9 protein-coding genes are annotated in these 12693 nt (G+C 60.5%); 8 read left to right on the top strand and 1 reads right to left on the bottom strand.

Annotated features, from left to right (window positions below; genetic code table 11):
- The first annotated feature begins 90 nt into the window (after positions 1-90).
- From AAC029_RS08605 to AAC029_RS08595, 3 genes are read left to right on the top strand one after another with little or no spacing between them, the layout of a single operon-like run.
- A complete protein-coding gene (locus AAC029_RS08605; protein WP_339746388.1) occupies positions 91-1074 on the top strand; it encodes a hypothetical protein in 984 nt (327 codons plus the stop codon).
- A gap of 60 nt (positions 1075-1134) precedes the next feature.
- Positions 1135-4401: a LamG domain-containing protein gene (locus tag AAC029_RS08600; RefSeq protein WP_339746385.1), complete on the top strand. Its 3267-nt coding sequence runs from the start codon at positions 1135-1137 to the stop codon at positions 4399-4401.
- 33 nt (positions 4402-4434) lie between these two features.
- Entirely contained in the window at positions 4435-4938 is a 504-nt protein-coding gene (locus tag AAC029_RS08595; RefSeq protein ID WP_339746383.1) for a hypothetical protein, read from the top strand.
- Positions 4939-5026: 88 nt separating this feature from the next.
- Here AAC029_RS08595 and AAC029_RS08590 read toward each other — a convergent pair whose 3' ends face one another.
- Positions 5027-5908: a hypothetical protein gene (locus tag AAC029_RS08590; protein WP_339746381.1), complete on the bottom strand. Its 882-nt coding sequence runs from the start codon at positions 5906-5908 to the stop codon at positions 5027-5029.
- A gap of 194 nt (positions 5909-6102) precedes the next feature.
- On the opposite strand from AAC029_RS08590, the gene AAC029_RS08585 reads away from it, so the two are divergent.
- The 5 genes from AAC029_RS08585 (at position 6103) to AAC029_RS08565 (ending at position 12638) form a co-directional block, all read left to right on the top strand.
- Positions 6103-7110: an adenosine kinase gene (locus AAC029_RS08585; RefSeq protein WP_339746379.1), complete on the top strand. Its 1008-nt coding sequence runs from the start codon at positions 6103-6105 to the stop codon at positions 7108-7110.
- Positions 7111-7325: 215 nt separating this feature from the next.
- A complete protein-coding gene (locus tag AAC029_RS08580; RefSeq protein ID WP_339746377.1) occupies positions 7326-9371 on the top strand; it encodes an EAL domain-containing protein in 2046 nt (681 codons plus the stop codon).
- A 74-nt stretch (positions 9372-9445) separates the two neighbouring features.
- A complete protein-coding gene (hslV, locus tag AAC029_RS08575; protein ID WP_339746374.1) occupies positions 9446-10006 on the top strand; it encodes an ATP-dependent protease subunit HslV in 561 nt (186 codons plus the stop codon).
- Positions 10007-10161: 155 nt separating this feature from the next.
- Entirely contained in the window at positions 10162-10743 is a 582-nt protein-coding gene (locus tag AAC029_RS08570; protein ID WP_339746372.1) for an SRPBCC family protein, read from the top strand.
- Positions 10744-11102: 359 nt separating this feature from the next.
- Positions 11103-12638: a hypothetical protein gene (locus AAC029_RS08565; RefSeq protein ID WP_339746370.1), complete on the top strand. Its 1536-nt coding sequence runs from the start codon at positions 11103-11105 to the stop codon at positions 12636-12638.
- Positions 12639-12693 lie beyond the last annotated feature (55 nt).

The raw sequence follows: 12693 nt of genomic DNA, 5'->3' as shown, positions 1-12693 counted from the left end.
CCTCAGAAAATATGCCCTTAAATAGATTCACTGGCAAACACACCCCAAAGGTGTATCCTTCTCCTGAGTTTGGATCGGGGAGAAAATTCCATGGCTGGCTTTGACGGTTTGTTGATGCGTGACTCGCTGAACGATACCGGCACTATTCCATCTCCGGGATATCCGTATTATTCGCCCGACATCATCTGCCACGCTCAGGTCGCCGACCCACAAACTTATTTCACGCAGAATTACGCATCGGATCCGAACCAGCCGGTTGAGCTCGGCAGTCAAACCAATCTGATCTACACGCGAACGAAAAATCTCGCGCCCACGACCATGACCGGCTGGTATGTTCACGCCTACCGCGCGAGCAGCTCGCTCTTCATGACGCCCAGCATCTGGAAGGGCAATCCGCTCTCGACCCGAACCGGCAACCCCTATGTCGCCATGGCACCCGTGCCGGCAAATGCCGTCGGCGTCGGTCCCGACGCCTTCCTGTTGAGCGGCCTCGCCAACCATCTCTTCTGCCTGATTGCCGTCGCAAGCCCGACCGTGGTGCCCACCATCCCCGACAGTTTTGCCTCCTATGGTGATTACATCCTGTGGGTTCGCCAGAACCAGAATGTGTGCGGTCGCAACCTCACCTATCTGCAAAGCTACCCCAATCGCCAATTCAGCCGGCTCGACAATCTGACCAATCCGAACTCGTCGACCGTTCCGGTCCTGGCGAAGGTTGAGGTACTGGGAAACCTTCCGGCGGGCACAACATTCGGCGTCCAGTGCGCACCAGCCAACATGACGGCCAGCGGCAATACATCCAACACGACGGTGATAACCGGTTCCGGCATTGTCCCGGCAAATTTCAACGGAACGGTGACAACCTGGGGATCGCTGCCCAGCGGAACGAATACCTGGCCGGCCGGCGCAACGCTGAAGACCACGCTCTATTACGGCCAGGACAGCCGCCATGCCGCGCATCAATATGGCGAATCCTGGGACAGTTTCGACGTCGGACCGAAGGATATCGAGGGCATGCCGGAGGATGGCGTTCTGGTGCGCCTGGGCGACACCGGTACCGTATTCCTCGCCTGACCGCGTATTTGTTCAACCCGTCAATCAGACGCCGCGCAGGCGTTCAAGGGAGACCTGGTCATGCCCACCCCCCTCAATCCTGCCCAATATATCCAGCTGCAATTATCGGCTTTCGCCAATGCGCAGACGTCGGACCAGATGCCGATGGCCATGGACGGCAGCCAGCCCTTCTCGGTTGATGCCTGGATCAAGCTGGGCGGCTTGTGCGCCAATGCATCAATCTTCTGCAAGGATGGCGTTTTCGATTTTGGTTTGACCGGTCAGGCACTCCATGTCGCGATCGACGGCTACCCGGCCGTCTATTCGGACATTTCCAAGAACGCCCTCTCGGAAGATGAATGGCGTTATGTGTGCGTGACCTATAGCGGCGGCCAGGTCAGGCTCTTCATCGACGGCGAATTCAATGTCTTTCAGGCGATATCGGGGACCGGGCAAACCAGTGCCAATCCGTTCCAGATCGGCCACACCCTGCAGGGCGCGGCGCGCTGTGTGCGGGTCTACAACACCCCACTGACACCCGATCAGGTGATGGCCAATATGTATGGCGAGCCCGATCCGGCCACCATCGCCGCCTGGTTCGATTTTACCCAGAGCCCGCCTCTGGACAAAGGCCCGCACGGATACCCGATCAGCCTTAAGGACGGCGCCACCATGGCTGCCAAAACGCCGGCGGTCAGTTTCGGCGGCACCGCCTATGCCCAGCCAATCCGCGACGAACGGGTCAATCCGGGCGGATTGCAGGTCGATCCCTACACGATCCAGGCCTGGGTCTATCTCAATCCGGGCGAGTTGGGCACGCAGGCGATTTTCGTCAATTCAGACCTTGAGACAGATTCCGGAATGGCGCTGTATTTGGCGCCGGCTGACAATGGCTCAGGCTATGAGGTCAAGTCTCAACGCGGATCGAACCAGAACGCCGTCGATACGCTCGCATCGACGCAGACTGTTCGCGCGGGAGCGTGGGCAAATGTCGCGACGACCTATGACGGAACCTCCCTGACGATCTATGTGAACGGCGTCGCCGTTGGAAGTGGCGCTTTTGGCCCGATCCCGACGATGCAAATTGACAGCAATCTCCTGATTGGCGCGGCGCTGTCTCACGGCCGGCCCTCAGCCTCGACCTCGCTGCAGGGCTATATTTCCCGCGTCGATGTCTGGTCGCGCGCGCTGAGCGCGGCGGAAATCACCCAATATATGAGCGCCCTGCCTGATCTGGCTGCAGCGAATCTCGCCGCCATTTATGAATTCATGTCGCCGCCTGCGCGCAATATGATTTCAGGGCACCCGATCGGCTTGGCCGATGGCGCCTATCTCGATGCCGAGGTCACGAAGCTGGCTCACGGGGCAACAGCCAAGGACGCCGACGCCGGGATCGACATTCCAGAATTCGAGCAACTGCCCGCAGACACGCTCGCCAAGCTACGCGCTTCGATTGATTTCTCCGCACTTTTCAAATCCCACCCCGACATGCTCAAGACCGCCAAGGCGCGGGAACTTGCGGAGCTGAAAGCCCAACTTAGCGGAGATGCGCTTGAAAGCGCCCGCGCCAAGATTGGCACCGCCTGGGATGAGGCAGAATCCCGGATGCGAGACGCACCGCTCGACCTCCCGTTTCTCGTCACCCGTCACGTCGTCAACAACGAACATGTCATGCTCTGGCACAAGGGCGACACGTCGCGGGTCATTTTCCGCGCGCCAAAGGCCGAGTTTGACGATTGCACGCTTTGGCGCGCCCAGCTCGTCTTCATCATTGTCGGCGGCGTCATCGACGTCATGTTCGGCGTCCGCGCCAATCTGACCGATAACGCCCTGCGCTATATCGTGGGCAAGGTGCTGTTGAACCCGCGCATTGCATCCATTCTGGCGCTCGGCACACTGATGACGGCCGGCCAGATTTTCACAATGGGCGGAATTCTCTATCAATCTGGCATGCTCAAGGAGCTTGCCAGGCTGGTGCTCAATGTCGGCTTCTGGGCGCTATTGCGCATGCTGGTCAAACTGGTCCTGAAGTTTTTGCTGCCCTGGGCGGCAGCGGCGGACTTCATCGCCTCGCTCGTCGCGACCGCCGCAATTTTTATCGCCACATATCTGAGCAAACCCAGCACTTGCGACTCGCTTCCGCAGGTCGATATCGCCGGCATCATGTTCAACCACAGCCCGGCGAACACCGCGACCTGCGCCCTCAATATCCGCAAGAATTACACCCAGCAGGTCGACGTGCCCGAATGGGTTCGCAAGGAAACCAGCCCCGCGCAAGCGCCGGCGGCCTACGCGCTCAAAGCGATTGCCGGCAATACTGTCACGATCAAAGCCCGCTTCGTCATCGGCGACAAAACCGCGACGCAAATGCAAATTCAGGCGACTGGTGGTGGCCTGCTCGGTGCAATCGACCCTGTAACCATCAATTTCAAAAACAGTGTGTCCGATCCGGAATGGGTCACCTTGCCGCTCAATCACCAAACCCTGGCCAGCGCCGGCGTGGCGCGCACTGACACCGCTTGGGTCTGGCAATACCGACCTGTCTCTGGCGGTGCCTGGACCACGATGCAGACGACGCATCATCGCATCTACACGGTCCTGGACGTGCCGACAGCGCCTTGGAAACAGGCCAATTTTCCCGCCGACACCCAAGCGCCCTGGACCGACGCGCTGGACTTCGCGTGCAGCTGGGCCGCCGGCACGAAAACCGTTGACACGGCCGCCGCTGCGATCACGCTCCAAACCAATCAACACCTCGGACTGACCTATGACATGAGCCGGGGCGCGTCCGTCTATACCCGCGCCGACTACTCGATCTCGCAAATGGTCTTTCTGGGCACCCAATTCATCAACTTCCTCACCGCCGGCACCGGGAATGGCGCCACGATCAATTGCACCGATTGCGCAACAATCGTTGCGACTTTCGCCAACCTGGTCGGTTGCGATCTCAATGAATCCTGCATGCGGTCCGGTTTCGGTCTCAACCAGATCATCGCCATCGGTCATTCGGCGTTCGGTTACCCCGGCTTCGGCCCGGCCTTCAGTTATCATGAGGTCGCCTGGACCGGGGCAACGAGCTATACTGATCCGCTCTACGATGCCTGTCTGCAGGTCGATAGCGGCCCCAATCCCTGGAATTGGGGCACGGGGATCACGCACACCCCCGCCTTGCCGGTCAAAATGGTCTTCACCACGGAGCCGATCAGCCCAACATTGCCGATTCCCATGCCCTTCACGCCGGCAAGCTATCGCGAACGGCTGTGCTCCAATGATGCGGCGGGAATTGGCAAGTGCGTACCAACCGGGCCGTCAACCGGCACATCTGCGGGACGACGGGCGGTTCAATAGGCATGCGGACAACAGAAACGGAGGTTGGATATCATGGCTGACATTGAAAACGACACGTTTCGCGAAGCCGTCAAGGAACGCCATGGATTTGCTGATTGGGCCAGCCGCGCCAAAGCGGCGGACGTGCCGCCACGAGTCGGGTTTCTGTTGGACCGGGGCGCGATGACCAATCTCGAATTCTTGCGGCGTGACCCGCTGCCAGGCGGCGGCGGCTTCCGCGGTCACCGCGACTATTTCCAGCTGGATGGCGGCAAGGACAACGTTGTCGCCATCGAACTCCTGGAAACGCCCTCAACCACGGCTGCCCATGAAGCCTTGGTAGACATCCTGTCTCATTGCATGGCGATGAAGCTGATCCCCGCTATTGAGCGGGGGGTGGATGCCGGACATGTTGGCTTTGTCGGTCACGGCAAGTTGGTGGATTCAATCTATTTTGTGCGCGGATCAACCTTGGTGCGGATCGACAGCGTCGGCTCCAAGCCCGTTGATGTCGGACCTGTCGCGCAGACAGTCGATCGGCAATTGATGGGCCGATAGGCAGCGCCCGCACACCAGAGACACTCTATCTGCAAACCCGCCCATCACGACCCGTCCGAACACCGGTGCGGCGCGATCGGGCGAGCCGCTACAGCATCGCCTTCAATGCCCGCGCAAAACACGCGCCTATATCCGGCCCCTGTTCGGGATAAAGATAGGGCTCAATCAATTCCAGCTCGATCAGGGCCAGCTGGCCATCGAGGCCGCGCAGCATGTCGACGCGGGCATAGAGCAAATCGCCCTCAACGCATTTCAGCACCGAACTCGCCAGCGCCAGCTCATCGACGGTCGGGATGTGGATCTCCTCGCGGCCGCCAAATTCCGACTGGACGCGGTAATCGCCCTTGGCCGGGAGCTTGCGGGCGCAATGGGAGAACTCACGGCCGAAGAAGAGAAAGGCGTATTCACCCTCCTGCGAAACGGCTGGCAGAAAAGGTTGGATCATGCATTGCGCGATTGGCAGATTTTCCGCCTCTGGCAGGGCCTCGCCGCGCCGGATCCGGGCCTGACGCCAAGCGCCGCCGCCCAGCACAGGCTTGACGACGATATCATCGCTCCCCAGCGCGTCGAAAGCTTCGGAGATGGTCGCGGCATCGGCGCGCTCACACCACAGGGTCGGGATCATCGGCGCGCCGCGCGCGGCGAGATCCTTGAGATAGGTCTTGCGCTGGTTCCAGCGGAAAATCTCGAACGGATTGAGCAGGCGCGTCTTCGCGGCAATTGCCTCAAGGGCTGCCTCGAAGGCCACGGGCTTTTGCATATAGTCCCAGCAGGTGCCGATCACGGCGCCATCATAGCGAGATGCATCAAAACCCGGATCGTCCCAGATACAGGTCGTCAGCTCGATCCCGGCGGCCAGGCAGGCCGGAGCGAGGGCTGAGATCTCCAGATCATATTCCCAATAATCCTTGCGGGCCTCGGGACTGTCCTTGAGCATGCAGGCGGCGGAGAGAAATGCGACGTGTTTCATGGGGCGCTCCCTAAAGCATTTTCCGCCAAGGTGGGAAGCGGTTTTGCCGTTTGAAAATGCGCCCCCTCGAAAACCGTCTGAAGATGGATGCCTGCAAGTCTTGCTGTATGACGCTGTCAGGGTTAATCCGGCTCCAGCCATCCGGGCGACGCCTGCCACGCCACGCTTAACCTTAACGATCGAGAGATATGCCCATGACCGCGACCCGCTTTGACGTCCTTGCCGTTGGAAATGCCATTGTCGACGTGCTGTCGCCAGCCACCGACGCCTTTCTCGCTGCCGAGGGCATTGCCAAGGACGCGATGACGCTGATCGATGAAGAGCGGGCAAGTACGCTCTATGCGCGGATGCAGCCCGGCACGGAAGCCTCCGGTGGGTCGGCCGCCAATACCGTCGCCGGGATCGCTTCACTCGGTGGGCGCGCCGCCTATATCGGCAAGGTCGCTGCTGACCAGCTTGGCGAGATCTTCAGCCATGATATCCGCGCCATTGGTGTTGAGTTCAACTCTGCCCCCCTGGTTGGCGGTCCGGCGACGGCGCGCTGCCTGATCAACGTCACCCCGGATGCCGGTCGTTCAATGTCGACCTTTCTCGGTGCTGCGGCCTTGGTCACCGAAGACGATGTCGAAGCCGGCGCCGAAGCCCTGAAAGCCTCGAGCATTGTCTATCTGGAAGGCTATCTGTTTGATCGCGAAGAGGCGAAACGCGCCTATGTCCGCGCCGCCGAACTGGCAGCCGCGGCCGGGCGCAAAACGGCGTTGACCCTGTCGGACACGTTTTGCGTCGCACGCCACCGCAACGCATTTCGTCACTTGGTCGCCAATCATGTCGATATCCTGCTCGCCAATGAGGCCGAAATCACGGCCCTGTACGAAACCGAGGATTTCGACGCTGCGGTCGAGCTTTGCCGTCGCGATGTCGCGATTGCCGCGATCACCCGCGGCGATAAGGGCGCCATCCTGTTGCGTGGCGAGGAAACTATCACAATCTCCGCCGAACCTATCGCCAATTTGCTAGACACGACAGGCGCGGGCGATCTGTTTGCCGCCGGATTTCTGCTCGGCCTGGCCCAGGGCCGCAGCCTGGCGGAATCGGGTCGAATGGGCGCGATTTGTGCCGCAGAGATCATTTCTCACTTCGGTGCACGGCCGGAATGCAGCCTGAGATCACTCGCAACACAGGCCGGAATCCCTTTTGAATAAGGGCTGCCGACAAATTCGATTTAAATCTTAATGAAAAAACTCCGGCATTTTAACCACAATTCAAGTGGTTGCCCCCATTCTGCTCGATGAGAACTGGATGACTGCGTGTCACTCCGGAGTTTTATTGGTGTAGGCGCGGCCCGAAAGGGTTGTGATCAGGGGCAGACATGGCACCCATCCGTAAGGCGATATCCCGCGTAATGCGGTCACTGGTGATGAAGTTCACTCTTCTGACCGGCATGCTGATTTTTGCCACGACATTGATGTTGATGACGCTTGAGAATTTCGCGGCCCAGCGCGAGACCCGCAATCTGCTGGCCGAGAGTTCCATCGCCCGCCTGCAAGCCACCACCGACCGGCTCTCCGCCGCCGTCGCCGGCAATGATGTTGATTTCGTCCAGCGCTATCTCACCGAAATGCTGGCCTCGCTCGACCTGTCCGAAGTCTATGTCATCAATAACCGCCGCGAAGTGCTCGGCAGCGCCTATCCCGATGGTCTGGTGCCGGAGCGCTTGAGCCAGTCCGACCTCGCCATCATGGCCTTGGGCGCCGGCGATCGCCGCGCCTCGCTGACCGCAACGACGCTGAAAGTCGCTGTGCCGGTCTATACCGAATCGCGCCGCTTGGTCGGTGTGGTCTATGCCAGCCAGGAACTCACCGAGCTGACCCGCTCGCGCAATGCCGCCATCCAGCGTCAGACCCTGATTGCCCTGTTCGCGCTCGGAATCTTCCTGCCGCTGGCCGCCCTGATCGTGGGCCGCGCCCTGAAGCCGGTGCAGACCTTGACCGATGCCGCGCGCTTGGCCTCCTCAAAAACCCTCGACATGCGGATTGATGTCCATACCGGCGACGAGCTGGAAGTGCTGGCCAATGCCTTCAACCGCATGTTTGCGCGTCTCGACGGCAATCTGAAGCGCATCCACCGCCTCGCCTATGTCGATCTCGTCACCGAATTGCCCAATCGCGAGCGCTTCCGCAAGGAAGCCGAGCGCGTCGCCCGCAAGGCGCTGGAAGATGGCGGCACCGGCGCCGTGCTCTTCCTCGACCTTGATCGCTTCAAGCGCGTCAATGACAGCCTGGGCATTGGCGAAGGCGACCGGATGCTCGAAATGGTCGCCCGGCGCCTGTCAGAAGTGGCACGCGGCTGCGATATGGCCGCCGGCAAGGAATGTGAGCCGAGCCTGGTTGCCCGTCTTGGCGGCGATGAGTTCACCGTTTTGCTGCCCGAGATCGAGGACGCCGCCGAAGCCGCGCGCGTCGCCAACCGTCTGGTTGATGCGATCCGTCTGCCGTTTGAAATTTCCGGTCACCAGGTCTTCCTCGGCGTCTCGATCGGGATCGCCGTCTTCCCGCAGGACGGCTCCGATCCGGAATCCCTGATCCGCCATGCCGACCTCGCCATGGCTCATGCCAAGCGCGATGGTGGCTCCTCGGCCCGCTTCTTCGAACCGGCGATGAACCAGTCAGCCTTCGAGCGTCTGGTGCTGGAAAACGAGCTGCGCGACGCGGTCCACCAGGACCAGCTGGTCGTCTTCTATCAGCCCAAGATCGACATGCGCGACGGCTCGGTTGCCGGCGCCGAAGCGCTGGTACGCTGGCAGCACCCAACCGCCGGCCTGCTCTCACCTGGCGCCTTTATCGAGGCGGCCGAGGAATGCGGCCTGATCGGCGAGATCGGCGACTGGGTTCTGCGCGCCGCCTGTGTCGAGGCTGCCCGCTGGCGCACGCTGGGGATTGAAGTCCCTGTTGCGGTCAATGTCTCGGCGATGCAGTTCGAGCGTGAAGGTTTCTCGGAATCCGTGTTGCACGCGCTGGAGCTGGCCAATCTGCCGCCAAACCTGCTCGAGCTTGAGCTGACCGAATCGATTGCGATGGAAAACCCCGAACGCGCTATCGTTCAGGTCCAGCCCCTGCGTGATCGCGGCGTCAATTTCGCCATCGATGATTTCGGCACCGGCCATTCCTCGCTCTCCTATCTGACGCGGATGCCGTTTGACGTGTTCAAGATCGACCAGAGCTTCGTGCGCGACATGACCACCGATCCGCATGCCCGCATCGTCGTCGAGACCATCTTGGCCATGGCCAAGGCGCTGAAGCTGGAAACCGTCGCCGAAGGCGTCGAGACCCGCGAACAGTTCGAAATGCTGCGGGCCGAAGGCGCCACCCTGGCTCAGGGCTTCCTGTTTGCTCGTCCGATGCCGGCCAGCGATTTCGTGGAATACGTCCATGAAGGTTCAGCCAAGCGCGCCGTTTCCCAATAGTCCGCATGGGCTGAGGGCTTGATCGCCGCCGCCGCGACCGCCACATCTGTGTCTCCAGTTTGACGGAGAGCAGCATGAAAGCCTCATCGACCAACGCAACGCAATGGCGTGGCACCACCATCCTTGCCGTGCGCAAGGGCAAGACCGTCGTTCTCGCCGGTGATGGCCAGGTCTCCTTCGGGCCGACGGTGATGAAGGGCAATGCCAAGAAAGTCCGCCGCCTGGCTGACGGCAAGGTCGTCGCCGGTTTCGCCGGCTCCACCGCCGACGCCTTCGCCCTGTTCGAACGCCTCGAAGCCAAGCTCGAGCAATATCCCTCACAATTGGCGCGCGCGTGCGTCGAACTGGCCAAGGACTGGCGCACGGACCGTTACTTACGCAAGCTCGACGCCATGCTGATCGTCGCCGACACCAGCGCCACCTTCGTCCTCACCGGCGCCGGCGATGTGCTCGAACCGGAACACGGCGTCGTCGCCGTCGGCTCCGGCGGCAATTACGCCAGCTCGGCCGCCCGCGCCCTGCTCGACTATGAATCCGACCCGGAAATCATCGTCCGCAAAGCGATGAAAATCGCTGCCGAGATCTGCATCTACACCAATGAGAATCTGACGATTGAAACGCTGACGGGGGAGTAGGCGCGAGGCCGATGGGGACACAGTATACTGTGTCCCCACCCTGTGTCCCCAATCCACCCCCCAAAATATTCCCCCATCACGCGAGCAAAATGCTAGCCTCGCCCCTCGTTCAATTTCACAAATGGGGGGGCGCCGTTCCGGTCGCCGATACTGCTATGACTCATCTTCTCAACACATCACTGCTCGGCCTCGGCGCCGCCCTCGTGCTGGGCGCCTGCAGCGCACCTGACGCCAGCGCTCCCGAAGCGCCCGCTGCCGCACCCGCCGAAATGGAGGCCGCACCCGCCGCCGCCCCGGCCAGCGAAGCTACAGCCGAGACCGCCGCACCGACCCTGTCACGCAGCGTCACAGTCAATGCCGACGCCCACACCGTCTGGGCCCTGATCGGCCCGTTCTGCTCGCTGCCCGACTGGCATCCGGTCGTCGGCAGCTGCACAATCGGCGATGACGGCACCCGCACCATCGTCACCGCCGACGGTTCGGCGACCTTCAACGAGCGCGAAACCACCCGCGATGACGACGCCCACACCTATTCCTACGCCATTATCTCCAGCCCACTGCCCGTGATCGATTATGTCGCGACCATCAGCGTCGACGAGACCACAACCGGCGTCTCGACCGTCACATGGTCCAGCCATTACACCACACCAGAAGGCATGGACGATGCCGCGGCCGCGGCCCTGGCAGGGATTTACGAAGCCGGTTTCGCCGGCATCAGCGCCAAGCTGGCGGAATAGGGACCCGGGGACACAGTATACTGTGTCCCCAATCTCTTCCCCAATCTCTTCCCCAACCTCTTCCCCAACCTCTCTTCCCCCCCACATCTCTTCCCCCGGAGGAGCGCAGCGAATTCCGGGGCCTGCCAACAGAAATCGAGCAAACTCAACCAACCCCGGCAGACCCCGGAACAAGTCCGGGGGAAGCGGTGTATTGTGATTGAATGGCGGAGGGGTGAGTCGCACCAGCGCCCACACCCCACCCCAAAACCCATGCTGAGCCCCGGTGGCCCACTGGCTGGCAAGGGATTGATGGGGGTGCAGTGCGCTACAATATTCGCGTTCGACCCCACTCATTTGAAAAGAGGGGGTACAAATTGATGGCCGTCGCAACAGGAACCGCTCTGATCCGCCACGCTGAAACTGGCATCGTTTATGAAATTCCCGCCGCAGACATTTTATTTGAGACGACAGGCTACGAAGACCGGAAGATGGGGCCCGAGTTTAGGCATGAAGCAAGCGTCCACCACCTCGGGCTGGGCGAACTGGCGTGGTTGATTTGGGAGTACCCCTCAGGAGTAGAGAACGACCGAGAAACTGTCGTGGAGCCCCATTTTTTGATGAGGGATATTGAGATCGATTTCAATGCCAACCCTTGGAACGAACCCCAAGGTGCGCGCGAACGAGACATCTCTGCCGAAGAACGACAGGACCGTGTCGACGAAATGGTTCAATGGTTTGGAGAGCACTTTGAGGATCCCGCCGAGCACACCTCGTATATAAGCCGCGAAGGCGGCTACCAGTGGGTGCTCGGCGGGCCGTACGATGCCCGTTCAGAACTAGCCGACAATTTTCCAGATGAGGACGAAGAGGTCATCAACTTGGCAACAGCTGAGTTAGAAGCCGGAGGGATCACGGAGTGGGCCAGCATTCTATCCGAAGAAGACTACGGAGGTGGCGACATTGATGACGACGAGCTCTCCGCCCCAGCGAACGCGGAGGTCGCGGCTACTAACTTTGTCCTTGAACTTGAAGACCTAGTTGGACGCCTGCCTGAACCTGACTCCGACCCCGCGTTTGTATTTCGAGAAGATAACCTCCTTCATCTCAAACCACCGCCAGATTTGAGACGATCAACAGGCAATCAGGATCTACTAGAAGAACTTCAGGGCACACTTAGCGACCTTCTCACAAGCCTTGCGGGCACAAACGCATACCCTCAACTCTTGCAAGCCGCTGCACGTTATAACGACGCATTGAACGGTGAAGTGACATCTGCCTCGCAGATTTACGGTCGAGGCGTGCGCCTCTCAAACGCATCGCATGCTGCCGAGCGAAGCATCCAGGCAGGCGACACTCCCTCTTTGCCATATGATACCGAACAGCACTTGCGGTCGACTCTCCACCTCCACGCCGCCTACATGATGACCGAACCTGAGGCGGTTGCGATAGCTGATGCGGCTGCTAGTTTTCAACGACCGACAGTCGAGGTCGAAACATTACACACCGCCATCGAAGAAATCGGTGCGTCCATCGCAGAGTCGCCGAACCTGTTTGCCAACGAAGTACGCCAGCTGGTAGCGGAAGTTGTCGCGGACTTTGGCCACGGCACACAGCCCGAACGCTCAGCGCAGGTCGCCTCGAAAACCCTTGGACACCTTGCGACAACCCTTCTGAAGGGTGTTGTTCAAGTGGGCGGAGCAGCGATTATTGCTAGCATCGTCGCGGGCAGCACGCCCGGCGCTTTCGTTATAGCGACCGGCATTGGCAGTGTGGACGCCGCCTGGGCTTTTCTGATCGCCAATGCAGAGGCCTTTCGTTTGATGGCGGGCACGCTTGGGACCAATCTTGGCTGGACAGAGCCAATGGCGCGAGTGTTCGATCGCATTCGCCAGATCAGAGCATCTAAGGTCTAAGAGAGGGGGCCAACAGCCCACTCAGAAGCCACTTCGCGCCCATTTAAACTCCCAC

The sequence above is a fragment of the uncultured Maricaulis sp. genome (assembly GCF_963975345.1).
Taxonomy (GTDB): domain Bacteria; phylum Pseudomonadota; class Alphaproteobacteria; order Caulobacterales; family Maricaulaceae; genus Maricaulis.
The sequence above is the reverse complement of the archived record's forward strand: the minus strand, read 5'-3'. Positions and strand labels throughout refer to the sequence as shown.